This window comes from Microbacterium capsulatum, assembly GCF_030865425.1.
Lineage (GTDB): Bacteria > Actinomycetota > Actinomycetes > Actinomycetales > Microbacteriaceae > Microbacterium > Microbacterium capsulatum.
The window spans coordinates 252,498-277,260 of record NZ_JAVFCB010000006.1 but is presented as its reverse complement, the minus strand read 5'-3'; the positions used below and the strand labels follow the sequence as shown (position 1 = coordinate 277,260).

The window sequence follows — 24,763 nt, the reverse complement described above, 5'->3', positions numbered from 1 at the left end:
TCAGGACATCGGTGACAGTTGGTGTCTCAGGACATCGGTGACAGTGGGCGTCTTCTGGGGGCCGATCCTCGGGGTCTGCCGTTGCCGACGTAGCGGGTGCCGGGTTGTGGCCAGGGGTGTTCGATGATGAGGGTGCCGCGCTCGTCGAAGATCATGATCAGGGCGGGGTTCCAGATCGCGTGGACTTGAGTGCCGGCGAACTCGTTCCCGAGTTGGAATGTGGTGCCGCGGATGCTGATGTCGCCGTGCGTGCGGACGATCCGGACGGCATCTCCAGTCGCCCCGGGATGGGTGGCAGCGTCAGGGTCTGGCTCTGGCGCGGGAGCTTTCGGTGTCGCGTCCCAGGCCTGTTGCGGGGTGCTCCGACCGGGAAGCGCCTGGTGCGGGCGCTCGGTGTTGTAGATCACGTCGAACCGGTCCACGAGATGTTGGAGTTCCTCGATCGTCCCGGCGAGGGGCTGCTTGTCCAACCATCGGAACAGGGTCTGGTGGAATCGCTCGTTCTTGCCCTGGGTCATGGGGTGCCCGGGCTTCCCGGTGATCGCGACGACGCCGAGCGTGCTCACGTAGGCGACGAGCTGACTGACGATGCCGCGGCGGTGCGGGTTCAATGCGGCACCGTTATCCGTGAGGAGCCGCTGCGGGACCCCATGCCGGGCGATCCCCTTCTCCATCACCGTGACCGCGCCCTTGCTCGTCTCCGCCCTCGCGACATGCGACGCGACCGCGAGACGAGCATGATCATCGGTGAGCTGGAAGATCACGCAGGTCCGTCCGCCCGCGAGGACGTACTCGGTCGCATCGAGTTGCCAGCACGCGTTCGGAGCGGGATACACGAACCGTCGGAACGCGGACCGCGGCTTCTTCTTTGGCTCCACCCGGGCGACGCCCGCTTCGCGGAAGATCCGTGCGAGTGAGGCGATCGACGGGGTCGTGAATCCCATCGATGTCATCTTGTCGTGCACGCTGATCGGCCCGTAGTCGAGCCCGGATCGCTCCAGCGCTGCCCGCACGTCCAGCGCGCTCCGCTTCACCTCCTCGCCGATCTTCGCCGGCGACGCGGACGGACGACGAGACTGCGGCTCCAGCACCGCCGCCGGGCCCTTCTCCCGCGCACGAGCGAGCAGCACATAGAACGTCTTCCGCGAGATCTCGTGCTCTCGACAAAACGACGTCACCGCCCCACGCGGAGCATCCGCAGGCCAACGAGAGATCGCGAGACGGACACGCGCATCAACAGGTTCAAGAGATCGCGAGACGGACACGCGCATCAACAGGTTCATTCTTCGACACCGCTCAATCTGAGCCGAGAAGTGTCACCACCAAGACCCCCAGAACTGTCACCGATGTCCTGATACAGAACCGTCACCGATGTCCTGAGACATAACAGCGGAAAGAGCGGCCGCGCCGGCAGGAAGGGACAGCGCGAGCGGAACAGAACAGCCTGCAACGAGAGAGGGCCCGCCGCGGTTGCGACGGGCCCTCAGCGGGCGGAACGGATCCGGATCAGTAGTGGACGGTGACCTCGGTGCCCTTGGGGCTCCAGTAGAACAGCCACTGCGCGCGGTACTCCGGCATGCCGACGCAGCCGTGGCTCATCGGCGTGCCCCAGTTGTCGTGCCAGTACACGCCGTGCAGGGCCTCGTCGCCGTTGAAGTACATGATCCACTTCACGGCGGGCTGGAAGTAGTACGGCGCGACCGAGGTGTCGACGTTGCCCATGTCCTGGGTGGCGAGCTTCCAGTTCACCGCGAACGTGCCGGTGTGCGTGGCGAAGCCCTCACGACCGGAGGAGATCTCCCACGAGTCGACGACATTGCCGTTCTCGGTGACCGTGAGCACCTCGGTGCTGAGGTTCACGTCGATCTTGCGCAGCAGCGAGGTGGTGGCGAACGGGGAGTCCTTCACCGGCAGCACGTAGACGCCGTTGCCGTTCCCGATCTGTGCGGCGAACGCGGCGGCGACGCCGGTGACGTCGCCGAGCTGGCGTCCGGTCACACCGCCGGTGACGTCCTGGAGCACCTCGCCGGCGGAGTTCACGATGCTCGTGGCGTTGACCGGGGCGCGGTTGACCGCGGCGGGCAGACCGGCGACGGCCTTCTGGATCGCCGCCTGATCGGCCTTGATCGTCAGGGCGCCGGCGTCGGGGGTCACCGTGATCCACGAGGCGGCTGTCGCCGGGTCGACCGGGACGGTGCGTTCGCTGCCGACGTAGAAGCCGATCGTGGAGAGCAGGGAGTTCAGCCGGGTCGTGGTGTCGCCCGCGGTCTTGTCGGTGATCGCGGCGGAGACCGGCGTGGCCTCCGCCCGGAACGACACCGTGCTTCGGCCCTGCTCGGAGGCGCGGGTGATCGCGGCGGTGAGCCTGGCGAGGTCGACGCCGGTGCCGTCCTTGGCCGGGGTCGTCACGTACTTGCCGGTCGCCTTGTCGAAGGTCACGGTCGCGTCGGCGGCGTCCTTGTAGACCGACGGCACCTGCGCGCGCAGCGCGTGGTCCGCGGCGCGGTCGTCGAGGGCGATCGTGCCGGTGATCGGCGCGCCCAGCCAGCTCGTGATGTTCCACATCGGGCGCTGGGCGAAGGCCTGCTCGGCGAGCCTGGTGGCGTCGATGTGCGCACCCAGGTCGGATCCGGTCACCGCGGTGCCGGATCCCGATCCGGTCAGCGTGATCCTCATGCCGGAGAGATGGCCGCTCACGGCCTCTGCGGCGGCGCCGACGGTCATCCCGCCCACCGGGACACCGGCGATGGCGGTGCCGGGGGCGATCAGCACGGTCGAGGCGGCACCCGCGCCGAGCGCGAGAACGCCGATGCCGATCGCGATCCAGCGGCCGATGCGGCGCTTCTTCCTCGGTGCGCCGTCGGCCGGAGCCCACTCCACCGGGCGCGCGCCGGATCCGTCATCGCCCGAGGCGACCTGGTCCGCCACGACCGCCGTGTCGGCCGTGGGCTCTGCGTCCGCGACCTGTTGCGCACCGTCGACGATGGTCGTCTCCTCCGTCGGAGCCCCCGCTGCCATTGCCAGATCCGTCACGTCCACACCCCCCTGCCCTCAGCGTTGAAAATCCACCTCTCAGGATACGGGATGCCATATCACAAAACGGCAACGGACGCACCTTTGGCGGGATCATGCCTGTTCAGGGGCATAAAGAGAGGTCCGCGGCGCTACTTCGCAGCGCAGACCCGGCTGAGCCCCTGGGTGGCGTCTGCGAGGTCCTTCGGGGCCTGCAGCAGCGCGAACGCCGCGCTCGGATCGTGATCCTGGACGGCGCGGGTCAGGGTGTCCCCGTACTTCTCGTACACGCCTTGGACCTTCAGCGCGGCGGTGCGGATCTCGCCGTTGCCAAGACCGTCGACAGCGGTGCGGACCTTGTCCACGTCCGCGGTGACACGCGCCATGGTGCCATTCGGATCTTTCGCTGCAGCCGTGGGGTCGATCGAGGCGACGTCCTGTCCCACCGTGGTGAGCACCGCCGTGACGGCGGCGCAGGCGTCCGCGGCGGACTGGGTGTCGGGACGAGAAGGGGCGCTCGAGGAGCCGGGCGCAACGGCGCCGGTGGCACAGGCGGTCAGGCCGAGGGCGGCGGCGAGGGTCAGCGCGGCGAGGGTCGGACGGCGGATCATGACGGACTTCCTCCAGGGCGATCGGCGGCGGGCCTCACATCCAAGCAGGCCGACCTGGCAGCGCCGTCCAGGAGGATCCGGGGCCGCGCTGCCAGGTCGGTGCGGAGCGAATGCGGCGCGGTCAGGCCGGGTCGACGATCGCGATGCCGTCGATCTCGACGAGCATCTCCTCGCGGGGCAGGCCGGTGAACACCGTCGTGCGCGACGGCAGCACGCCGCTCGTGGTGTGCGCGGTGACGAAGGCGCCGTAGGCGTCGTTCATGATCGAGAAGTCTTCGCGCTTGGTGAGGTAGACGCGGAGCATCACGACGTCGTCGAAGGTCGCGCCGGACGCCTCGACGATCGCCTTCACGTTCTCCAGCGTGCGGGTGGTCTGCGCGGCCACGTCGCCCGGGAAGAGGTACTCGTTGGTCACCGGGTCGACCGGGCCCTGCCCGGAGACCTGCACGAACGGGCCCTTGCGCACCCCCTGGGAGAACGTGTGGGCGGGGGCGGGGGCGGCGTCGGTGGAGACGCGGATCTTCTCGGACATGCCCCCAGTTTATTTCGCGCCGATCGCCCGCCCCGCACCGGGAGGACGGGCGGCGCACGAGCGGATAACGTGGACATGCGGCGTCCCCCAGCCGCAGGCCCGCCTCGACCCGATGGACGCCATGATCGCTCTCAGCCCCTCCCTCGCCGCCGCCGGGCGGATCCGCGTCTACCGAGGGGCGACCGTCGTCGACGGCACCGGATCCCCGCGCTTCGTCGCCGACGTGACGGTCGAGGGATCCCGCGTGGTCGCGATCGGCGAGGGACTGCCCGATCCGCTCCCGGTCGGCGTCGTCGAGGTCGACGCGCGCGGCCTCGTGCTCGCCCCCGGGTTCATCGACATGCACGCGCACAGCGACCTCGCCGTGCTGCAGGGCGCGGCGCACCGTCCCAAGCTGCTGCAGGGGGTGACGACCGAGGTGATCGGGCAGGACGGCATCGGCTACGCCCCGCTGGACGACGCGTCGGCTCCCGTGATCGCCGAGCGGATCGCCGGATGGAACGGCACCCCGGTCGCTCTCGACTGGCGCTCGATGGACGAGTTCCTGCGCCGGATCGACCCGGCCACCGCGGGCGGCGTCGCCGTGCTCGTGCCGCAGGGGAACCTGCGCATGATGACGGTCGGCCACGAGAACCGTCCCGCGACCGCGGACGAGCTGCGCCGGATGGGCGAGATCCTCGCCGAGGCCCTCGACGCCGGCGCCTTCGGCATGTCCAGCGGGCTGACCTACGCCCCCGGCATGTTCGCCGACACGGCCGAGCTCGAAGAGCTGTGCCGGGTGGTCACCGCGCACGGCGGCTATTGGGCGCCGCACACCCGCAGCTACGGCGGAGCGGCGCTCGAGGCGTACGCCGAGGCGCTCGACATCGGCCGGCGCACCGGCTGCCCGATCCACCTCACGCACGCGACGATGAACTTCGCGCCGAACCGCGGCCGTGCCGCGGAGCTGCTCGCCCTCGTCGACGCCGCCCTCGCCGACGGCGTGGACGTGACCCTGGACACCTACCCGTACCTGCCCGGGGCGACGACCCTGGCGGCACTGCTGCCCAGCCATCTCTCCGCGAGCGGCGACGTCGTCGCGGCGGTGGCGGCGCTGGACGCCGCGGGGCGGGAGCGGGTGCGCGTCGAGCTCGAGGAGGAGGGCTGCGACGGTTTCCACGGTGAGCCCGCGGACTGGTCGGTGATCGAGGTCTCGGGCACCGGATCCGAGGCCCTGGGCGGCCTCGTGGGCCGGACCATCGCCGACATCGCGGCCGCCGAGGGGCGCGCGACGATCGACGTCGTCCTGGACACCGTGGTCGCCGACCGCGGCGCGACCGGGGTGCTCATGCACATCGGCGACGAGGCGAACGTGCAGGAGATCATGCGCCACCCCCGGCACACCGGCGGCAGTGACGGGATCCTGATCGGCGCCAAGCCGCATCCGCGCGGGTTCGGCGCGTTCCCGCGCTACCTCGGCCACTACGTCCGCGAGCTCGGCGTGCTCACGCTGGAGGAGGCCGTGCGCCACCTCTCCGGCTCGCCGGCGGCCCGGCTCGGACTGGACCGCGGCGACGCCCCGCGCGGCGTGATCCGGGATGGCGCGACGGCCGACCTGGTGCTGTTCGACCCGGAGCGGATCGCCGCGGGCGCGACGTTCGAGGATCCGCGCCGGGAGCCGACCGGAGTCGTGGAGGTGCTCGTCGACGGCGTTCCCGTCGTCTCCGGCGGCGCGGTCACGGGGGAGACCCCGGGGCACGCGCTGCGCAAGGCGCCCGCGCACTCCGCCTGAGCCGTGCCGGATGCCGCGAGGATCCGCTAACGTTCTGGTAACCCGTGCATCGCTGTGCGGGCCGGAGGTTGCGCTTCACCCGATTCGTAAGGTGTACTAACAAACATGGTCCCACGGATGAGCGGCGGCGCCCGATGAGCACCGGTGCACCCAACCCGCACTCGTTCGGGTCTGCGCGTCATCTGCGCTCCCGCGGGAAGGTGCTGCCCGAGCAGGCCAGGGGGCACAACCGCTCGCTCGTGCTGCAGACGCTGTACCACTCCGGGGCGATGAGCCGGGCGGACCTGTCCCGCGAGACGGGGCTCACGCGCGTCACGATCTCCGACCTCGTCGCCGAGTTCATCGACGACGGCATCGTCGTGGAGAAGGGGGTCCGCGAGACCACCGGGCCGGGCAAACCGCCGATCCTCATCGACATCGATCGCTCCGGCCATCGCATCGTCGGCATCGACCTCTCCGGCCCCGGCGTGTTCGAGGGGGCCCTGATGAGCCTCGACGGCGAGGTGCTGGAACGGCGCGAGGCGCCGCGGCCGAGCGGAGGCACGGCCGCGTTCGAGGTCGTCCGCGACATGGCCCGGGAGCTCGTCGCGCTGTCGCCCGTGCCGGTGCTCGGCGTCGGCGTCGGCGCCCCCGGCATCGTCCGCCCGGACGGTGTCGTCCTGAGCTCGCCGAATCTGGACTGGACCGACTTCCCGCTCCAGCGGATGCTCGGCGCCGCCCTCGACCTGCCGGTGATGGTGCGCAACGACGCGAACGCCGCGGTGCTCGCCGAGTACACGTTCGGCCAGGCCCGCGCGGACATGCTGCTCATCAAGATCGGCCGCGGCGTCGGCGCCGGGCTCATCTCCGACAATCAGCCGCTCGTCGGCAGCCGGTTCGCCGCGGGTGAGATCGGGCACGTCGTGGTCGGCACCGATGGCGGCCCGCGCTGCGCGTGCGGCAAGAACGGCTGCCTCGAGGCCTGGCTGAGCGCCTCGAACCTGCGCGGACGACTGGCCGACGCGACCGAGGAGGAGGCCGAGGACGTGCTGCGCGAGGCCGGCACCCGCCTCGGCGTCGCGATCGCGCCGGTCGTCGCGGCGCTCGACCTCGCCGAGATCGTGCTCGCCGGCCCCGCCGATCTGCTCGACGGCACGCTCATCGACGCCGCCATCGCCGCGCTCACCGCGCGCACCCTGGAGGGCGTCTACGACGACGTCGTGATCCGGCTCACCACGCAGGACGACATCGTGCTGCGCGGCGCCGCCGTGATGGTGCTCTCCGGACAGCTGGGGGTCTCGTGACCGCCGTGCGGGTCGGACTGGACGTCGGCGGGACGAAGATCGAGGCACTCGGGCTCGGCGAGGACGACACGATCCTCGCGCGCACCCGGATCCCCACCGGCTGGGGCGACGAGGCCGTGATCGCCGCCGTGCACGACGCGATCGAGGCGCTCGCGGCCGCCGGCGGATTCGCCGTGGCCGACGTCGTCTCGATCGGGATCGGCATCCCCGGACTCGTCGACGCCCCCGGCGGCCGGGTCCTGCATGCGGTCAACCTCGGGGTCGACGAACTCGACCTCGCCTCGGCCGTGCGGGCACGGATCCCCGTGCCGGTCGCGATCGAGAACGACGTCAAGGCCGCGGCGGTCGGCGCCGGGTCCCTCCGCGGCGACGCGCACTCGATGGCGTACCTCAACCTCGGCACCGGGGTGGCGGCAGGCGTCGTGATCGGCGGCATGCTGTGGCGCGGCGCGCGGGGCACCGCGGGCGAGGTCGGGCACATCTCGATCGACCCCCGCGGTCGGGTCTGCGGCTGCGGCCAGCACGGCTGCATCGAGACGTTCTGCGGCGGCGGCGCCGTCATGAAGGCGTGGGGGCGCGGAGGCGAGCTTCCGCTGCGCGACGTCTTCGATCTCGCGGAGAAGGGGGATCCGCTCGCGGTCGAACTGCGCGAAGGGATCGCGTTCGGCGCGGCCGCCGCGGTGCGCAGCCTCGTGCTGAGCGCGGACGTGGAGACCGTCGTGCTCGGCGGCGGGGTCACCGCGCTCGGCGACCGCCTGCTCGACGACCTGCGGGACCGTCTGCGGCGCGATGCCGCGGAGTCGCCGTTCCTGGCATCCCTGCGCGTGGAGGAGAGGATCGAGCTGCTGCCGGCCGGGTCGCCGGCGGCGTCGCTCGGCGCCGCCCTCGTGGGCGCGGCCCTGCTGCACGGCGAGAACCCGCACACGGACCACGTGAACATCGAAGCCGATACGGCCGGAGCCGATATCGAACCGGAAGGGGCCGTGCATGGCTGAAGTCGTCATCGTCGAGAACTCCCAGGCCGCCGGCGAGCTGGTCGCCGCCGAGATCGCGCGGCTGATCGCCCGTCGCTCGGACGCGGTGCTGGGCCTCGCCACCGGATCCACCCCGCTGCCGGTCTACGCCGCCCTGCGCGAGCAGCTCGCCGGCACCGACGTGTCGCGCGTGCGCGGTTTCGCGCTCGACGAGTACGTCGGCCTCGACCCGGCCCACCCGGAGAGCTACCGCTCCGTGATCACCCGCGAGGTCGTCGAGCCGCTCGGGCTCACGCCGTCCCTCGTGCACGTGCCGGACGGCGCGGAGGCCGGCATCGAGCACGCCGGCGCGGAGTACGACGCGCGGATCCACGCGGCCGGCGGCGTCGACCTGCAGCTGCTCGGAATCGGCACCGACGGGCACATCGGCTTCAACGAGCCGGGATCCTCGTTCGCCTCCCGCACCCGCGTGAAGACGCTCACCGAGCAGACCCGTGAGGACAACGCCCGGTTCTTCGACTCGCTCGAGCAGGTGCCGCGGCACTGCATCACGCAGGGGCTCGGCACGATCCTGGAGGCGCGGCACCTCGTGCTGCTGGCGTACGGCGAGGGCAAGGCGCAGGCGATCGCCGACGCCGTCGAGGGCCCGCTGTCGGCGTTCATGCCGGCCTCCGCGATCCAGCTGCACCCGCACGCGACCGTGGTCGTCGACGAGGCCGCCGCGTCGAAGCTGAAGCTCGCCGGCTACTACCGGTACACGTTCGCGAACAAGCCCGCCTGGCAGGGGATCTGACGGATCAGGCGCGGGGCCACGCGATCGGGAGCAGGTGCTCCTCGCTGAGCGGGGCGAGCGGGAGGCCGTCGACGTCGCCGGCGGTGATCCAGCGCAGCTCGGCGAGCTCGGCCTGAACCTGCACGTCGCCGGGCTCGGCGGTCATCGCGAACGCCGTCGCGACGACACGATGGCCGGGCTCGTTCGCGGCGGCCGACACGAACACGCCCAGCGCACGCAGGTCGGCCTCGTCGACGTGAAGTCCGAGCTCCTCGTGCAGTTCGCGGACGAGCGTCTGTGCGGCGGTCTCGCCCGGCTCCGGTTTGCCGCCGGGCTGCATGAACCGCTCGGTGCCCTGTTTGCGCACCACGAGCACGCGGCCGGTCCGGTCGGTGATGATCGCGGCCGAGACGTGGATGTCAGGCATCGGATCCCTCCGGCCCCGTCTCGAAGGCCGGCCCCTCCTCGAAGACCTTCCCGGGGTTCAGGATCCCGGTGGGGTCGAACGCGCGGACGATCCGCTGCTGCAGGTCCCACTGGTCCTCGCCGAGCTCCTCGGCCAGCCAGCGGCTCTTCAGCACGCCGATCCCGTGCTCGCCGGTCAGCGTGCCGCCGAGCCGGATCGCCGCGCGGAACAGCTCCTCTGCGGCGCGCCAGATCACGTCGGGGATCTCCGGTTCGTCCGTGACGAAGTTCGGGTGCAGGTTGCCGTCGCCGGCGTGCGCGACGGTCGGGATCGGCACGCCGAACTCGCGCTCGATCCGGGCGATCTCGTCGAACATGTCCGGCAGCGCGCTGCGCGGCACCGACACGTCCTCGATGAGGGTGGTGCCGAGCGTGAGCATCGCGGCGTGCATGGAGCGGCGGATCCGCAACAGCCGCTCGCCCTCGGCGGCGTCGTCGGTGACGGTCACCGCGCCGCCGGCGGTGCGCAGCACCTCGGCGATCTGCGCGGCCTCGGCCGCGGCCAGGGGGCCGTCGGTCCGGATCGTCAGCTGAGCGAGGCCCTCGGCGGGCGGATCCAGCTCGAGCAGGGCGTGCACGGCCGCGAGCGAGCGCGCATCCATGAGCTCCATGATCGCGGGCTGCGCACCACTCGCGGTGACCGCGGCGGATCCGCCCGCGGCCGAGCGCACGTCCGGGAAGGTCGCGACGATCGTGCAGGGGGTGCCGGGCACGATCCGGCGCAGCTTCAGCGTCGCGCCCACGATGATGCCGAGGCGCCCCTCGGAGCCGATCACGAGCGAGGTCAGATCCAGGCCCGTGACGCCCTTCACGCTGCGGTGCCCGAGGTGCAGCAGCCGTCCGTCGGCGAGCACGAGGTCCACGCCGAGGACGGCGTCGCGCACCACGCCGTACTTCGCGCACAGCAGTCCGCCGGCGCCGGTCGCGATGTTGCCGCCGACCGTGGAGATGTCGCGGCTGGCCGGATCCGGCGGCCACCACAGGCCGTGCGGGGCGAGGATCGCGTCGAGCTCGCCGTTCAGGACGCCGGGTTCGACGACCGCGAGAAGGTCGTCGGGGCGGATCTCGAGCACCCGGCGCAGGTTCATCGTGGAGAGCACGATCTCGCCCGGGCCGGCGTTGGCGGCCCCGGCCAGGCCGGTGCCCGCGCCGCGGGCCACGACGGGCGTGCCGGTCGCGTGCGCGATCCGCAGCGTCGCCTGCACGTCCTCGACCGAGGCGGCGTGCACGACGGCGAGCGGGGCGCCGGAGGAGGAATGGCCGGAGCGGTCGGCCCGCGCATCCTCGAGGGTCGCGGGTGCGGTGTCGACCCGGTCTCCGAGGGCGGCGCGGAGCCGGTCGACGACGGCGTGCGTCATCGGGACAGCGTGCGACGCCCGGCGACGACTCCCGCGGCCACGGCGACCACCGCGAAGCCGAGGCCGATCCAGGCCTGGCCCATGGTCCACCAGGCGATCGTGACGCCGGCGTAGATGAGCAGCTCGACCGCGGCGCGAAGGAACGGGTGCACCGTGAGCACGGGCCGCGGGGACAGGAACAGCGCCCACAGCAGCAGGGTGATCAGCGGGGCGCCGATCGCGGCGACGATGTTCCACGGCATCGTCCAGGCGACGAAGCCCCAGAGCGCGAGCGAGGCGAGCGCGACGACCAGGATGACGACGCGGATGATGTCGAGGGGCGTCGCGCGGGGCAGGACCCCCTGCGGACGGGGCAGCGACGGCGTCGCGCCGGGGGTCTCGGAGGCAGGCGTGTCGGCGGACATGCCTGCAATTCTACGCGGCCGGGCGGTGGGGACCGCCGGGGGCCGGGGGCCCCGTTCCTCGCAGTGCACGTCCTAACAGTGCGCGGGGCCCGTCGAGTTCAGATCGAGCGTCGCGGGGGCGCCGAGCTGTGCCCCGAGCGCGTAGGAGAAGGTCACCGACGCACCGCGGTCGACCTGGCCGGTCAGCAGCGGAAGGACGAAGACGCCCGATCCGGAGGGACCCAGGACGCTCTCCGCGGTGCCGGTGACGCCGGAGATCGTGGCTTGGACGGTCGCTCCCGGTGCGCCGGTGAGCGGTACGGTCACCAGGACGTGGTGACCGCCGGGCGAGGCGGGTGCGCACGTCATCGAGACGGTGCCGAGCGCGAGGGCGGTCGACGGCGGAGTGCCCGGGGCGGTCGTTCCGGGGTTGGTCGTGCCGGGGTTGGTCGTGCCGGGGTCGGTCGTGCCGGAGTTGGTCGTGCCGGAGTTGGTCGTGCCGGAGTTGGTCGTGCCGGAGTTGGTCGTGCCCGTGTTGGTCGTACCGGGATTGGTCGTACCGGGATTGGTCGTTCCGGGGCCGGTCGTGCCGGGGCCCGCCGGCTTCGACGCGGTGGGAGGGGCCGCGGCCGCGCTGTCGGCGAGCGGCGCCGGAGCGGCGACGGGCGGGGCGGGCGGCGGGACGGGCGCGGGAGCGGGCACCGGCGCGGGCGGAGGGTCGACGGGCGGAGCGGGCAGGGGCGGCGCGGGCGGCGCGGGCTGCGGCGGCGCCGGGACGTCCTTCGGCGGCGTCACCTGGGCGACGATGCTCGACTCGGCCAGGTCGCTCGCCGAAGGCGCCGACGTGGAGGAGGGGTTCGCGGTCAGGCCGGGCACGACGGCGGACGCGACGATGGCTCCCGCGATCACGAGGGCGGCCGATCCCGCACCCACGAGCGCCCCGATCCCGGTGACGAGAGCGGATCCGGATCCGCCCGAGGCGCTTGCGGATCCCGTGGCACCCGAACCCGTCCCGCCGGCCGATCCGCTCGCCGCGCCGACCGTCCCGGATCCGACCAGGACGGCTCCGTGGACGACGCTCGACGGCATGGCGGCGAGGGCGACCACGGGAGCGGCGCCGCTCTGCAGCATCGCCAGGTAGGCACCGGATCCGCCGACGCCGAGCACGAGCGGCAGCAGCACGAGCGCGAGCCGGTGCGAGACCTCCTCGGCCTCCGCCGCGACGATCAGGCAGCGCGCGCAGTCGCCGAGGTGGTCCTCCAGCTTGGCGCGGTCGCGGACGCCCAGGTTGCCGCGGGCGTACGCGCCGAGGCGCTCGATCGTCCACTCGTGGACCGATCCGACCTCGGCCGTGCCGAGGTGCGCCTGGATCCACGCCTCGCGGAGGCCCTCACGGGCCCGGAACGCCAGCTGCGCGGTCGCCCCCGCGTTCAAGCCGAGCAGCACGCCGACCTCGGCCGGCTTCATCTGCTCGATCTCGGTGTACCAGAGCACCTCCTGCCAGCGCGACGGGAGACTGCGAAAGGCCTGTGCCGACAGGCTGTTGTCGAGGGCCTCGTCGGCCGCCTGATCGGTGGAGGCGGGGTCGGCGACGGCGTCGAGCTCGTCGACCGCGGTCTCCCGGCGGGCTCTGCCCCAGCCGGCCGCGGTGTTGCGGATGCTCGTGAAGAGGTAGGCGCGGAACGATCCGGTCGGGCCCCCGCCCTTCCGGATCGCCTGGTAGATGCGGGCGAAGGACTCCTGCACGAGGTCGTCCGCGTCGAACGTGCTCGTGATCGCGCGCGCCACGCCGATCCCCGCACCGTAGTGCCGTCGCCACAACTCGCCGTACGCCTCGGCGTCGCCGGACCGGGAACGCAGGACGAGATCGGCGTCACTGCGTGCCGGCGCCTCGCCGGCGTCGATCGGGGCGGTGGGGGTCTGGTCGGTCATCGATCGGTTCTCATGGGCGGATGCGGTGTCATCCGGGAAGACGCGGACTCTGGGTTTCTCGTCACGCGGAGTTCCCCATTCTTCACCTTCGCGCGGGAACCCGCCAGGCCGATCCGGAAATCGATGCGCCCGCATCGATGCGTCACACGTGCGAGCGTCCTCCGGGTGAGGGACGTCGCCGGACGCGGGAGAAGTTCGGAAGAAGATCCCGGAACCCGCGTAATGGATCGTGCCGATCGCCGTCTCCACCATCGGAGACGGTCTGCGCGGGCCACCGGGGGGCGGTGCGCGCAGGCTTTCGGCGGACCGGGATCCGCCGGCCAGGTCGGTCCGGGAGCCTCGGGGGAGGAGTTCCCGGGCCGCCTGCTCCGCAACCGGAGGACGCGCCGGGGATCCAGCCGGGCTGGTGAACCGCGGGGCCGCGCGAGGTCGCCGCGCCAGAAGCGCGGCGGCCTCCCACGCGCCACGAGGCGGCGTCGGTCGACGCCGCCCCGCTGTCGTTCAGCGCAGGGCGCCGCCCGTCCAGACCCGCGCGACCGTCGCGTCGGCACTCAGCAGCACCGCGTCGGCGAGGAACCCGGGCTCGAGCACGCCGAGCCGGTCTGCGACGCCGATCGCGCGCGCCGGCGTGCGGGTCAGCGCGTCGACCGCGTCGGGCAGCGCGACGCCGGCCTCGAGCGCGCGCCGGAGCGCGACGTCCTGGGTGAGGGTCGATCCGGCGATCGAGCCGCTGTCCACCCGTGCGACGCCGTCGGTGACGGTGACCCGCAGCGCGCCGAGCAGGTACTCGCCGTCGGCCGACCCGGCTGCGGCCATGGCGTCCGTGATGAGCGCGACCCGTCCCGGTGCCTCGTCGAACACGAGCTTGATGATGTGCGGGTGCAGGTGGATGTTGTCGGCGATCGCCTCGAGTGTGACGCGTTCGTCGTGCGCGGCGGTGAGCACCGGACCGGGCTCGCGGTGGTGCACCGGCCGCATCGCGTTGAACGCGTGCGTGAGGATCGTGGCGCCGGCATCGAACGCCGCGCGCAGGGTGTCGTCGTCTGCGTCGGTGTGCCCGACGGCCGCCGCGGCTCCCGCCGCGACGACCATCCGGATGGCGTCCAGCCCGCCCTCCAGCTCGGGCGCGAGCGTCACCTGCCGGACCGTGCCGCGGCCGGCGTCGAGCAGGCGGCGGACGGCGTCGGCGTCCGGTGCGCGCAGCAGCTCGGGGTCGTGCGCGCCCTTGTGGCCCACGTCGAGGAACGGCCCCTCCAGGTGCGAGCCGAGCAGATCCTGATCCGTCTCCATCAGATCCGCGATCGCCGAGACGCGGTCGGCGAGCAGGTCCAGGGTCGAGGTCACGAGCGACACGACCGCACGGGTGGTGCCGTGCGCGCGGTGCATGGCCCGGGCCGTGCGGATCGCCGCGGCGCCGTCGTCGAACGCGGCGCCGCCGCCGCCGTGCCCGTGGATGTCGAGGAATCCGGGCGTGAGGATCGCACCGGCGCCTGCGGCCTCGGTCGCGTCCACCACGACGTCGGCGGGAGCCCAGCCATCGCCCGTCCCGCGCGCCGCGACGACGCCGTCCTCGAAGCGGACCCAGCCGTCCTCGACGACGGATCCGCCGGACGCGATCCGGGCGGAGTGGATGACGAGCGTCCCGCGCTCGGAGCTCTCGGTCGTGCTCATGCGTTCTCCTCGGTGCTGGTCGCAGCGGTGGCGGTCGGGGGAAGGACGTCGTGATCGCCCACATCCAGGGTGGCGCGGTCGACGGCGATGCCGGAAGCCTCCCACGCCGGGGCGAGCTGCGCGACTCTCGCATGGAACGAGTCCCAGGTGCGCTGCGGGCCGCCGGGCGCGGACCACCCGATCTCGGCGTGCGCCGCGATGCGCGGGAACATCAGCCGGTCGGCCTCCGCGAGCGTCGTCACGGTCTCGGTCCACAGCGGCGCCTCGATGCCGAGGATCGCGCTCGCCGGGACGCCGTCGAGCACCGCCGTGGGCTCCCAGTCGTAGGCGGTGCGCAGCGGCACGGTCCCAGCCCAGGCGAGGCCGAGGGGGAAGTCGGCGGACGGTTTCATGTCGAGGTACGCGCGGTCGGAGGGGGAGAGGATCAGCGCGCCGCCCCGCTCCGCGAAATGCGCGGCGTGCTCGCCATGCGCGCCCTCGGGCTCGACGCCCGCCCAGTACTGCCCGATCATCCCCTCCGCGAGGTCCTCGGCGGCGCCCGCCTCGTGCCAGGCGATCGGCGTCTTGCCCGTCGCGGCGGCGATCCTGCTCACCCGGCGGAAGAACAGCGCGAAGTCCGGGGCCGGCGTGCCCAGGCACTCGTCCCCGCCGATGTGCAGGTACGGGCCCGGGGTGAGCTCGGCGAGCTCGCTGAGCACGTCCTGGATGAAGCCGTAGGTGCGCTCCTCGTGGATCCGCACCGACGAGTGCCCGACGGCCCAGCCCGCGTATGGCACGCCGTGCGCGGGGAGCGGCTGGCCGAGCTGCTCCGACTCGGTGATCGTCTTCTCGCTGATCCACGGTTCCTCGACGAGGTCGGGATAGGCGACCCCGGCGGCGTGGGTGTGCCCCGGCAGATCGATCTCGGGGACGACCGTCACGTGCCGGGCGGCGGCGTAGGCGACGATCTCGCGGTAGTCGTCCTTCGTGAAGAAGCCGCCGGATCCGCCGCTCGCATCGCTCGCGCCGCCGCGGTCGGCGAGCAGCGGCCAGGCGTCGACCTGGATGCGCCAGCCCTGGTCGTCGGTGAGATGCACGTGCAGATGGTTGAACTTCAGCCCGGCGGCGCGGTCGATGAACCGCTTCACGTCGTCGACGCCGAAGAAGTGCCGGGCGACGTCGAGCATGACCCCCCGGTAGGCGAAGCGCGGAGCGTCGGCGATGCTCACGGCCGGGACGGACCAGCCGGCGTCGTCGCGGCGCAGCAGCTGGAGGAGCGTGCGTGTGCCGTTGCGGAGGCCCGCCGCATCGTGCCCCGCGACCCGGATCGCGTCGCCGGAGGCCTCGAGCGCGTAGCCCTCGGTCTCGCCGATGGCGGGATCGATCGCGAGTGCGATCAGCGTCGTTCCGCCGTCGTGGATCGCGTCCGCGCCGATCCGCTCCGCGAGGTCGTCGCGCAGCAGGGCGGCCGCGTTCGGTTCTCCCGTGATCCGCACGGACGCGAGCGGGACGGATCCCTCGCCGACGCGGACGGAGGAGGGGAACGGGATGAGCGCCGGCGCATCATGCAGGACCATGAACAAAACCTACCGTGCGGTGAGCGTGGTGATCGCCTGACTCGGGGGCTGAGCGCACTCCCGGCGAAGTCATGACGACCGCAACGATGTCCGGCATGATGAGGTCGTGGGGTGGGAGCAGATCACGGCGAATGCGATTGCAGGGCCGATTGTCATCGTTGCCGGAGTTCTAATGGTCAAGTTTCGCAAAAAGTTCGGGCGGGGACAGGAGAACTTCGCGCGAATCTTGTTCGGGCAGGCCATCGGCGACATCATGCAACACGCGCATCCGGCGTTCTGGGCGGCGGTCGTTGGTGTCTGCGCGGTCGGTATGGGGGTCGCTGCCTGCGCTCTTGCGGTCGTCGGGGTTGTACAGGTGGCCACGTGAGAGCCGGGCGGGGCCTTCGGGAGCGCGCTCAGACTCCCGGCGCGACCGCGTAGCCGGGGATCGCCTCGATGAGCGCCGCGGTGTACGGGTCCTTGGGCGCGGCGAACAGCTCCTCCGGGGAGCCGGACTCGACGATCCGGCCTGCGCTCATCACGTGCACGCGGTGGGAGATCTGCCGGACGACGGCGAGGTCGTGGCTGACGAAGATGTACGCCAGTCCGAGCTCGCGCTGCAGCGAGACGAGCAGCTTCAGGATCTGCGCCTGCACGACCACGTCGAGGGCCGACACGGCCTCGTCCAGCACGATGACCTTCGGCGAGAGCGCGAGCGCGCGCGCGATGGCGACGCGCTGCCGCTGCCCGCCGGAGAGTTCGTGCGGGAATCGTGTGGCCACCTGCGGATCCAGCGAGACCAGGCCGAGCAGTTCCGCGACCCGGGCCTTGCGCTCTGCGGGGGTCCCGCGACGGTGCACGTCGAGAGGCTCGCGAATGCTCTGGCCGATCGTGAACCGCGGATCGAGCGACGCGTAGGGGTTCTGGAACACCGGCTGGACCTCGGCGCGGTAGGCGAACCTGCCGGCATGGCCGAGACGGGCGAGGGAGGCCCCGTCGAACCGGACGGTTCCGGAGGTGGGCACCTCGAGGCCGAGGATCATCCGTGCGGTCGTCGACTTGCCGGATCCGGATTCGCCCACGATCGCGACCGTCTCGCCGGGGGAGACCGTCAGTGACACGCCCTCGGCGGCGATGATCCGGTTGTCCTTGCCGGTGAGCGTGCGGTGGCCGAAGATCTTGGTCGCCGCCTCCAGTTCGAGGATGGGCGCCGCCTCAGGCGGTGCGGCGTCGACCAGACGCGCGGAGGTGAGGTTGGGGGCGGCGGCGAGGAGCTCGCGGGTGTACGCGCCCTTCGGGGCGGAGAGCACCTGCTCGGCCGTGCCGCGCTCGACGACCTCGCCGAGCTTCATCACGACGACGTCGTCGGCGCGCTCGGCGGCCAGGCCCAGGTCGTGCGTGATGAACAGCAGCGCTGTGCCCTGCTCCCGGGTCAGGTCGTCGATGAGGTCCAGGACCCGGCGCTGCACGGTGACATCGAGAGCCGAGGTCGGCTCGTCGGCGATGAGCAGCCGCGGACGGCAGGCCATCCCCATCGCGATGAGCGCGCGCTGGCGCATGCCACCGGAGAACTCGTGCGGGAACTGGTCGATGCGCCGAGCGGGCTGCGGGATGCCCACCCGGTCGAGGGCGTCGATGGCCTGCGTGCGCAGCTCGTCGTGGGAGAGGGAGGGGCTGCCCACGCGGATCGCGTGCATCAGCTGCTTGCCGATGCGCTGGACGGGGTTGAGATTGGACAGCGGATCCTGCGGGACGTATCCGACCTCCCGTCCGCGCAGCCGAAGGATCCGCGACGTGGACATCGTCGTGATCTCCTCGCCGTCGAGGCGGATCGAACCCTCGACCTTGGCGTTCGGCGGGAGCAGGCGGTGCACGGCGGAGGCGGTGGTCGACTTCCCGGACCCGGACTCGCCGACGACCGCGAGACGTCGCCCGGCTTCGAGTTGGAACGTGACGTCCTTGACGGCGCTGACGGTGCCTCGAACCGTTTCGAAGTGGATCGAGAGGTTCTCGATGCTGAGGAGCGGCACTGCTCCCGATGCGGCAGGGATCATGCTCTCGAAAGTAGGCGGTGCAATCGTGTGTTGTCAATCGGATCCAATGGATAACGATGTGCCTCCGGGCTCTTGCGGGGATTGCGGGTCCGCGATAGAAACTTCGACGCAATCGTTTGCAATTCGTGATACCCGAAGGAGCTCAATGATGACTCATACTCGTTCGCCGCGGAGGGCGGTCCGGAGCGCGACCGCGGGCGCCGTGCTCGCGGCCGCCGTGGCGCTGACCTCGTGTTCCGGTGCGGCACCACAGCCCGGGACCTCCCCCGCCGGGAGGACGGCATGGGCGGAAGGCGGCACTCTGACGATCGCGCTCAACGGGACCTCGACCGGGTCGCTGGATCCCACCCTGGCCAACACCCTCGTCTCGGTGAGCGTGATCGCCGCCCTGTGCGATCCGCTCTACGACGAGAGCGTGGACGGCAAGCTCGTCCCCCAGCTCGCCGAGCGGCCGCAGTTCTCGTCCGATCGGACCACGGCGACCGTGAAGATCCGCAGCGGAGTGACCTTCACGGACGGCACCGCCATGGACGCGGACGCGGTCAAGCAGACGTTCGAACGGAACAAGACGCTCAAGGGCAGCCAGCGGGCCGGCGACCTCGAGATCATCAAGGACATCCAGGTCGTCGATCCCACGACGTTGAAGTTCGTCTTCGACGGGCCGACCTCGGACGGCGCGTTCCAGGACGCCTTCGTGAGCCGCGCGGCCTATCCGCTGTCGCCCAAGGCCTTCACCTCGATGGGGGCCGAGTTCGCCACCCACCCCGTCTGCGTCGGGGGCTTCGTGCTGGACTCCCAGACGACCGACACGGTGACGCTCAAGCGCGACCCGGCGAAGACCTACTACGACCAGAAGTCGCTGCACCTGGACTCGATCGTGTTCAAGGTCGTCGCCGACCCGAGCGTCCGCTACGCGAACCTGCAGTCCGGGCAGTTCGACGTCATCCAGGACCTGTCGCCCAAGGACCTCTCGACGGCGAAGTCCGACTCCTCGATCGACGTGACGCAGTACCCCGGGCGCGGCTACGTCAACATCCTGCTGAATCCGAAGACGATGGCCCAGCCGCTCGTGCGCAAGGCCTTCGCCGAGAGCATCGACCGCAAGGCGATCTCGAAGGCCGTGTGGGAAGGCGTCTACACGCCGGCGTGCACCTTCATCCAGCCGCAGAGCCCGATGGCCGATCCCAAGAACCAGGCCTGCATCCCCTACGACCCCGCTCAGGCCAAGAAGGACCTGGCCGCCGCCGGGGTGACGACGCCGGTCAAGGTGGTCCTGGAGTACTCGTCCACACCGGAGCGATCGCAGCTCGCCACTCTGGTGCAGGCGATGGCGAAGCAGACCGGCTTCGAGGTGTCGCTCAAGCCGACCGACACCGCCTCGGTGCTCGCCGACACGCGAGCCGGCCGGAACGACGCCGGGATCAACTCGTACACGGGCGGTGCGGATCCGATCAGCAACCTGATGCTCACCCCGGGTGCGTTCCTGAACTCGTACCCGTGGAACGACGACCGCGTGAACGCGCTGTACGACAAGATCCTGGTCACACCCGATCCGGCCCAGGCGAAGCCGCTGTACGACCAGATCCAGGAGATCCTGAACACCGAGGTGCCCGTCGTGTACATCGCCCACAACGCGCTCATCCATGGGATCAAGAAGGCCGTGAAGGGACTGAACCTCACGGCGTCGGACGGCTTCTCCGCCATGCACGCCGGGTTCGCGAAGTAGCGAGCGCCGTGCGGAGGGGCGGGTGCGCGACGGCGCGCCCGCCCCTCCGTCTCGTCCTGCAAACGTGTGCTGTCATGGCTCACCGTCCCGATAATGTGATTCCCGCCGCAATATGGCCCTTGCGGAACCATCGACGTCTCGGGCAGTATGGGAGACAACAAACGTTTGCATCACCGAAGCAAAGGAGCAAGAGATGATGCGCAGGAAGGTCTCGCGGATCGGGACTCGGGGAATCGCGCTCGCCGCGACGGCGATCGTCACCGGTCTGGTCCTGTCGGCCTGCTCGGGAGGATCGGTGCCCGCGTCGACGCCGGCATCGTCCGCGAGCGCGAAGATCAAGGACGGCGGAACTCTGACGATCGGCCTGGCCGGCACGTCGATCGGTTCCGTGGATCCGTCTCTCTCGCAGACCCTCGTGTCGTCCAGCATTCTCAGCACCCTGTGCGAGCCGCTCTATCGTGAGTCGGTCGACGGCAAGCTGCAGCCGGCCCTCGCCGCCTCGGCGCCGAAGTTCAACTCGGACAGCTCGTCGGCGACGGTCACCCTGCGCGACGGGCTGAAGTTCACCGACGGCACGCCGATCGACGCCGCTGCCGTCAAGTTCACGTACGACCGCAACAAGACCATGAAGGGCAGTCAGCGCGCCGGCGACCTCTCCTCGGTGACGGCGATGACGGTCGTCGACCCGAAGACGGTCAAGATCGACTTCGCCGGTCCGACGACGCCCGCCGCGTTCAGCGACGTGTTCACCGGCCGTTCCGGCTACCCGGTCTCGCCGACGGCGGTGCAGAAGATGGGCGACGCGTTCGGGACGGCGCCGGTGTGCGCGGGCGGCTTCGTGCTGAAGACGCAGACCACGGACACGGTGCGGATCGAGCGGGACCCCGGCAAGAACTTCTACGACGAGAAGTCGCTGCACCTCGACGCGATCGAGTTCAAGGTGGTGGCCGACCCGAGCGTGCGGTTCACGAACCTTCAGTCCGGGCAGTTCAACGTCATCCAGCAGCTCTCGCCCAAGGACATCGCGGCGCTCAAGGGCAACAGCGACCTGTCCCTGATCAGCTACCCCGGCCGCGGCTTCGTCAACCTGTCGATGAACACCAAGACCCTCTCCGACCCGCTCGTGCGCCGCGCCCTGGTGGAGAGCATCGACCGGAAGGTGATCTCAGACACGGTGTACGCGAGCCTGTTCCCGCCGACCTGCTCCTTCATGAACGAGAAGAGCCCGCTGTCGAGCCCCGAGGCGCAGGCGTGCATCACGTACGACCCGAAGGCGGCGAAGGCCGACCTGAAGAAGGCGGGCGCGAAGACGCCGGTCCCGGTCGTGCTCGAGTTCTCGTCCAGTACCGAGTTCTCCCAGATCGCGACCCTCGTCCAGGCGATGGGCAAGGAGACCGGTTTCGACATCCAGCTCAAGCCCACCGACACCACCACGAACACGGCCGACACCAAGGCGGGCAAGAACGACCTCTCGATCGGGCAGTGGACCGGCGTGGCCGATCCCGCGGGCAACATCCAGCTCGACCCCGGCGCCTTCCTGAACCAGCGCGGCTACGACAACCCGAAGATGAACGCTCTCGTCGACCAGCTGCGCAAGACCGCCGACCCGACGAAGCAGAAGGCGCTGTACGGGCAGGTCCAGACCCTCATCAACGAGGATCTTCCGCTCATGTACCTCGTGCGCACCGCGGTGATCCACGGCGCGGGCAAGAGCGTGGCGGGCGTGCAGTACGGCCCCACGGGCGGCATCTACGCGATGCGCGCCGGCCTCACCTCCTGAGGACGCCTCCCGGGCGGGCGGGGATCCTGTGCCCCGCCCGCCGTGGAGCCCGCAGCACGGCGCTTCGCCCCACGGCGCGCAGAAGATCACCGCGGGCACGCCCCGTGAACCGATCGGCGGCTTCGGCCCGATGCGCGCCGGTCGCCCCCTGAACCAACCCACCAGGCGGACAGGCATCCCACCCGGTGCCGACTCCTACGAAAGGTCCCCATGTCACTCCTGATCAAGGGCGGTGTCGTCGTCACCGCCGAAGACGGCGCCGTTCCCACCACCTCGGACGTCCTCATCGAGGGCAATCGGATCGCGGCGATCGGCACCGACCTCGACGCGGAGGGCGCCGAGATCCTCGACGCGACCGGCGCCCTGGTGATGCCGGGTCTGATCGACACGCACACGCACTCCTGGCAGTTCGGCATCCGTGGGGCCCTCGTGCGCGGGCACGGATTCCTCGACTACGTCAAGAAGTTCGAGCTGTACCGTCACCGCTTCACCCCCGAGGACACGTACGACGCCGTCCGCGGCTGCAGCCTCGCCCAGCTCGACCTGGGGATCACCGGCGTGCTCGACTTCGCGCACGGCGCGAACGACACGCCCGCGCACGTCCGCGCCGCCTTCGATGCCCACCGGTCGACGGGGCAGCGCACGCTGTTCGCGGTCGGCAGCACCTCGGACGTGGAGGAGGCGGCCGACCCGGAGCGGTTCGAAGCGGCGCGGCAGGAGCGCCTGGACACGGTGACCGAGCTCGCGCAGCTCGTCGCGTCCGAGACCGACCCGCTCGTCACCGTCGCGCTCGGTCTGCTCACGCCGGCGCCCGGTCGCGAGCAGCGCGTGCTCAGCGAGATCGACTTCGGCCGCTCGCTCGGGCTCCAGCTCACCTTCCACCAGAACCGCCCGGGCGAGATCGCCCTGCTGGCCGAGAACGACCGGCTCGGCCCGGACCTCATCGTGGTGCACTCCAACACCGCGAACAGCGACGAGGTGGACATGCTCGTCGCCTCCCGGACGGCGCTGTCGGCGACCCCGGAGTCCGAAGTCGGCGCGGGATGGTCGCCGCACATCATGCGCCGGGCCCTGCGCCGGGGCATCCCGGTCGGCATCGGCATCGACACCCCGAGCACCGATCCGGTCAACCTGTGGCAGCAGATCCGCGTGCTCATGCTCCTGATGAAGGCACTGGACGCCGAAGAGGCGCGGCGGCTCGGCCGCTATCCGGTGGACTCGACGCTGGAACGGTCGACCCTGGAGTACGAGGGCGCGCTGCGCGTGGCGACCCGAGGCGGCGCGTACTCGCTCGCCGGGAAGGATGCCCGGCTGGGGATCCTCGAGCCCGGCGCCCTCGCCGACGTCATCGTCGTGCGCCCGGATGACCCGGACATCGCTCTCGCGGATCCCGCCCCCTACCTCGTGCAGTACGGCTCCGGGTCGCAGGTCGAGGCCGTCGTGGTCGACGGCGTCGTGCGCAAGCGCGACTTCGCGCTCGTCGACGTGGACGCCGAGGAACTGAAGAGGAAGAACAGCGCCGTGCGACGCCGCGTCGTGGACGGAGAGAGGAACGACTCATGAGCCGCATCGTGATCACCGGCGGAGTGGTGCTGACGGCAGACGACGACAGTCCCGTGCTGCGGGACGTCGACGTCGTGATCGAGGACGACACGATCGTCTCGATCGCCCCTGGCGCCGAAACCACCGGCGCCGAGGTGATCGACGCCTCGGGATCCATCGTCATGCCCGGTCTCATCGACACGCACCTGCACGCGTGGGAGTACGGCTGGCGCGGGACCGTGATGCGCAAGAACGGCCCCGTCGACTACATGAAGCTGCTCTTCCAGACCAGCGCCGGATACTCGCCGCAGGACGTGCATGACTCGATCGTCGGAGCCGGCCTGGAGACGATCGCCAACGGCGTGACCGGCGTGCTCGACTTCATGCACGGAGCGACCGGCACGGCGGAGCACACCGACGCTGCCGTCGAGGCCTATCGCGTGACCGGACAGCGCGCGCTGCTCGAGATCGGCGCTCTCCGCGCCAACAGCGCGTCGGACGAGGACTTCTCGCAGTCGCGCGCGGCGCGGATCGCCGATGTCGCCCGTCTGCGGGACGCGACACGGGACGACGGGCTCATCGACGTGGGCACGGCCCTGATCACACCGCGCCCAGGCCCGCTCTGGGAGATGTTCGTGGCCGATGTCACGGAGAGCCGCGAGATCGGCGCCCGCATGACCTTCCACGCGAACGAGGTCGGCGAGTTCCGAGAGATGGAGCGCTCCGGCCTGCTCGGCAGCGACATCGTCCCGTCGCACGGCAACCGCGCCTCGCGCCACGAGCTGAAGGCTCTGGCCGAACACGGCGTCGTGCTCTCGGTCTCGCCGCACACCGAGATCAACTCCGGCAAGTCGCCGGGGGTGTTCATCCGCGCCGTCGAGCAGGGCGTGAAGGTGGCGATCAGCATCGACACGCCGCCGAGCATCATGCCGCTCAGCGAGTTCGCCCAGCTCACCCAGCTGTGGGCCTCGGTGACGACCTTCGACCGGCTGGACGCCCGCGAGGGCGGCCGTTACGAGCTCGACTTCGACCTCGACCCGCAGTCCTTCACCCTCGAGGACGCGGTCCAGGCGGCGACCGTGAACGGGGCGGTGGCGCTCGGCTACGACAACCTGGGGCGGATCGCGCCCGGGCAGCTCGCCGACGTCATCGTCGTCCGGCCCACCGATGCGATCGCACTGCGCGACCCCGCGGCCTACGTGGTGCGCGCGACGCCGCACGCGAGCGAGGTGTCCGAGGTGATCATCGGCGGAACCGTGCGCAAGCGCGGCGGGCGTCTCGTCGCCGCGGACTCGATCGACATCCCCGCCATGAACGCGCGCTCGCAGGAGCGGGTGCTCGCCATGATCGAGGACCGGTGAG

At 71.2% G+C, this 24,763-nt stretch carries 20 protein-coding genes; 9 read left to right on the top strand and 11 right to left on the bottom strand.

From position 1 onward, the window contains the following. Positions 1–26: 26 nt before the first annotated feature. The 4 genes from RBR11_RS12385 to RBR11_RS12370 all read right to left on the bottom strand — a co-directional run bounded on the left by RBR11_RS12385 (position 27) and on the right by RBR11_RS12370 (position 4,155). Positions 27–1,271: an integrase core domain-containing protein gene (locus RBR11_RS12385; protein WP_419956800.1), complete on the bottom strand. Its 1,245-nt coding sequence runs from the start codon at positions 1,269–1,271 to the stop codon at positions 27–29. A 235-nt stretch (positions 1,272–1,506) separates the two neighbouring features. Continuing rightward, entirely contained in the window at positions 1,507–3,018 is a 1,512-nt protein-coding gene (locus RBR11_RS12380; RefSeq protein WP_308489656.1) for a L,D-transpeptidase family protein, read from the bottom strand. A 146-nt stretch (positions 3,019–3,164) separates the two neighbouring features. Continuing rightward, complete coding sequence (locus RBR11_RS12375; protein WP_308489655.1) at positions 3,165–3,623, bottom strand: hypothetical protein; 459 nt, start codon at positions 3,621–3,623, stop codon at positions 3,165–3,167. A gap of 121 nt (positions 3,624–3,744) precedes the next feature. Then, complete coding sequence (locus RBR11_RS12370) at positions 3,745–4,155, bottom strand: RidA family protein (RefSeq protein WP_308489654.1); 411 nt, start codon at positions 4,153–4,155, stop codon at positions 3,745–3,747. Positions 4,156–4,276: 121 nt separating this feature from the next. Here RBR11_RS12370 and RBR11_RS12365 point away from each other — a divergent pair, with 121 nt between their 5' ends. The 4 genes from RBR11_RS12365 to nagB all read left to right on the top strand — a co-directional run bounded on the left by RBR11_RS12365 (position 4,277) and on the right by nagB (position 8,976). Next, the gene (locus RBR11_RS12365) at positions 4,277–5,926 is read left to right on the top strand and encodes an N-acyl-D-amino-acid deacylase family protein (protein WP_373889796.1); all 1,650 of its coding nucleotides are present in this window, start codon (positions 4,277–4,279) and stop codon (positions 5,924–5,926) included. Positions 5,927–6,060: 134 nt separating this feature from the next. Further along, positions 6,061–7,209 (top strand): ROK family transcriptional regulator, encoded by a 1,149-nt coding sequence (locus tag RBR11_RS12360; protein ID WP_308489652.1) that lies wholly within the window; start codon positions 6,061–6,063, stop codon positions 7,207–7,209. Then, positions 7,206–8,204 carry an ROK family protein gene (locus tag RBR11_RS12355; RefSeq protein ID WP_308489651.1) on the top strand — a complete coding sequence of 333 codons (999 nt, stop codon included), beginning with the start codon at positions 7,206–7,208 and terminating at the stop codon, positions 8,202–8,204. Before RBR11_RS12360 ends, RBR11_RS12355 begins: the two co-directional genes overlap by 4 nt. Beyond that, positions 8,197–8,976, top strand: a complete 780-nt coding sequence (nagB, locus tag RBR11_RS12350) for a glucosamine-6-phosphate deaminase (protein WP_308489650.1) — start codon at positions 8,197–8,199, stop codon at positions 8,974–8,976. Before RBR11_RS12355 ends, nagB begins: the two co-directional genes overlap by 8 nt. Before the next feature lie 4 nt (positions 8,977–8,980). Here nagB and RBR11_RS12345 read toward each other — a convergent pair whose 3' ends face one another. From RBR11_RS12345 to RBR11_RS12320, 6 genes are all read right to left on the bottom strand, one after another. Continuing rightward, on the bottom strand, positions 8,981–9,382 hold the full coding sequence (locus RBR11_RS12345) for an NUDIX hydrolase (protein WP_308489649.1): 402 nt from the start codon (positions 9,380–9,382) through the stop codon (positions 8,981–8,983). Then, positions 9,375–10,778, bottom strand: a complete 1,404-nt coding sequence (locus RBR11_RS12340) for an FAD-binding oxidoreductase (protein WP_308489648.1) — start codon at positions 10,776–10,778, stop codon at positions 9,375–9,377. The genes RBR11_RS12345 and RBR11_RS12340 overlap by 8 nt, the downstream gene beginning before the upstream one ends. Then, entirely contained in the window at positions 10,775–11,182 is a 408-nt protein-coding gene (locus RBR11_RS12335; protein WP_308489647.1) for a YrdB family protein, read from the bottom strand. The genes RBR11_RS12340 and RBR11_RS12335 overlap by 4 nt, the downstream gene beginning before the upstream one ends. 72 nt (positions 11,183–11,254) lie before the next feature. Then, positions 11,255–13,093 carry a sigma-70 family RNA polymerase sigma factor gene (locus tag RBR11_RS12330; RefSeq protein WP_308489646.1) on the bottom strand — a complete coding sequence of 613 codons (1,839 nt, stop codon included), beginning with the start codon at positions 13,091–13,093 and terminating at the stop codon, positions 11,255–11,257. Positions 13,094–13,594: 501 nt separating this feature from the next. Next, complete coding sequence (gene nagA / locus RBR11_RS12325; RefSeq protein ID WP_308489645.1) at positions 13,595–14,764, bottom strand: N-acetylglucosamine-6-phosphate deacetylase; 1,170 nt, start codon at positions 14,762–14,764, stop codon at positions 13,595–13,597. Continuing rightward, positions 14,761–16,320, bottom strand: coding sequence for a family 20 glycosylhydrolase (locus RBR11_RS12320; protein WP_308489644.1), 1,560 nt, complete (start codon positions 16,318–16,320; stop codon positions 14,761–14,763). The genes nagA and RBR11_RS12320 overlap by 4 nt, the downstream gene beginning before the upstream one ends. Before the next feature lie 106 nt (positions 16,321–16,426). Here RBR11_RS12320 and RBR11_RS12315 point away from each other — a divergent pair, with 106 nt between their 5' ends. Then, entirely contained in the window at positions 16,427–16,687 is a 261-nt protein-coding gene (locus RBR11_RS12315) for a hypothetical protein (RefSeq protein WP_308489643.1), read from the top strand. Positions 16,688–16,715: 28 nt separating this feature from the next. Here RBR11_RS12315 and RBR11_RS12310 read toward each other — a convergent pair whose 3' ends face one another. Further along, entirely contained in the window at positions 16,716–18,353 is a 1,638-nt protein-coding gene (locus RBR11_RS12310; protein WP_308489642.1) for an ABC transporter ATP-binding protein, read from the bottom strand. A gap of 148 nt (positions 18,354–18,501) precedes the next feature. On the opposite strand from RBR11_RS12310, the gene RBR11_RS12305 reads away from it, so the two are divergent. The 4 genes from RBR11_RS12305 (at position 18,502) to RBR11_RS12290 (ending at position 24,762) form a co-directional block, all read left to right on the top strand. Next, positions 18,502–20,079, top strand: coding sequence for an ABC transporter substrate-binding protein (locus RBR11_RS12305; protein WP_308489641.1), 1,578 nt, complete (start codon positions 18,502–18,504; stop codon positions 20,077–20,079). A gap of 193 nt (positions 20,080–20,272) precedes the next feature. Further along, positions 20,273–21,859, top strand: coding sequence for an ABC transporter substrate-binding protein (locus tag RBR11_RS12300; RefSeq protein ID WP_308489640.1), 1,587 nt, complete (start codon positions 20,273–20,275; stop codon positions 21,857–21,859). Between the two features lie 210 nt (positions 21,860–22,069). Continuing rightward, positions 22,070–23,422, top strand: a complete 1,353-nt coding sequence (locus RBR11_RS12295; protein ID WP_308489639.1) for an amidohydrolase family protein — start codon at positions 22,070–22,072, stop codon at positions 23,420–23,422. Next, positions 23,419–24,762, top strand: coding sequence for an amidohydrolase family protein (locus tag RBR11_RS12290; protein ID WP_308489638.1), 1,344 nt, complete (start codon positions 23,419–23,421; stop codon positions 24,760–24,762). The genes RBR11_RS12295 and RBR11_RS12290 overlap by 4 nt, the downstream gene beginning before the upstream one ends. The last annotated feature ends 1 nt before the right edge of the window (position 24,763 follow it).

What these genes read in the sequence shown, in the direction of transcription:
- RBR11_RS12305 (WP_308489641.1), top strand. Translation starts at nt 18,502, where the DNA reads ATGACTCATACTCGTTCGCCGCGGAGGGCGGTCCGGAGCGCGACCGCG.
- RBR11_RS12340 (WP_308489648.1), bottom strand. Translation starts at nt 10,778, where the DNA reads ATGACGCACGCCGTCGTCGACCGGCTCCGCGCCGCCCTCGGAGACCGG.
- RBR11_RS12290 (WP_308489638.1), top strand. Translation starts at nt 23,419, where the DNA reads ATGAGCCGCATCGTGATCACCGGCGGAGTGGTGCTGACGGCAGACGAC.
- RBR11_RS12380 (WP_308489656.1), bottom strand. Translation starts at nt 3,018, where the DNA reads ATGGCAGCGGGGGCTCCGACGGAGGAGACGACCATCGTCGACGGTGCG.
- RBR11_RS12310 (WP_308489642.1), bottom strand. Translation starts at nt 18,353, where the DNA reads ATGATCCCTGCCGCATCGGGAGCAGTGCCGCTCCTCAGCATCGAGAAC.
- RBR11_RS12335 (WP_308489647.1), bottom strand. Translation starts at nt 11,182, where the DNA reads ATGTCCGCCGACACGCCTGCCTCCGAGACCCCCGGCGCGACGCCGTCG.
- nagA (WP_308489645.1), bottom strand. Translation starts at nt 14,764, where the DNA reads ATGAGCACGACCGAGAGCTCCGAGCGCGGGACGCTCGTCATCCACTCC.
- RBR11_RS12370 (WP_308489654.1), bottom strand. Translation starts at nt 4,155, where the DNA reads ATGTCCGAGAAGATCCGCGTCTCCACCGACGCCGCCCCCGCCCCCGCC.
- RBR11_RS12360 (WP_308489652.1), top strand. Translation starts at nt 6,061, where the DNA reads ATGAGCACCGGTGCACCCAACCCGCACTCGTTCGGGTCTGCGCGTCAT.
- RBR11_RS12330 (WP_308489646.1), bottom strand. Translation starts at nt 13,093, where the DNA reads ATGACCGACCAGACCCCCACCGCCCCGATCGACGCCGGCGAGGCGCCG.
- RBR11_RS12365 (WP_373889796.1), top strand. Translation starts at nt 4,277, where the DNA reads ATGATCGCTCTCAGCCCCTCCCTCGCCGCCGCCGGGCGGATCCGCGTC.
- RBR11_RS12385 (WP_419956800.1), bottom strand. Translation starts at nt 1,271, where the DNA reads ATGCGCGTGTCCGTCTCGCGATCTCTTGAACCTGTTGATGCGCGTGTC.
- RBR11_RS12300 (WP_308489640.1), top strand. Translation starts at nt 20,273, where the DNA reads ATGATGCGCAGGAAGGTCTCGCGGATCGGGACTCGGGGAATCGCGCTC.
- RBR11_RS12320 (WP_308489644.1), bottom strand. Translation starts at nt 16,320, where the DNA reads ATGGTCCTGCATGATGCGCCGGCGCTCATCCCGTTCCCCTCCTCCGTC.
- RBR11_RS12295 (WP_308489639.1), top strand. Translation starts at nt 22,070, where the DNA reads ATGTCACTCCTGATCAAGGGCGGTGTCGTCGTCACCGCCGAAGACGGC.
- RBR11_RS12345 (WP_308489649.1), bottom strand. Translation starts at nt 9,382, where the DNA reads ATGCCTGACATCCACGTCTCGGCCGCGATCATCACCGACCGGACCGGC.
- nagB (WP_308489650.1), top strand. Translation starts at nt 8,197, where the DNA reads ATGGCTGAAGTCGTCATCGTCGAGAACTCCCAGGCCGCCGGCGAGCTG.
- RBR11_RS12375 (WP_308489655.1), bottom strand. Translation starts at nt 3,623, where the DNA reads ATGATCCGCCGTCCGACCCTCGCCGCGCTGACCCTCGCCGCCGCCCTC.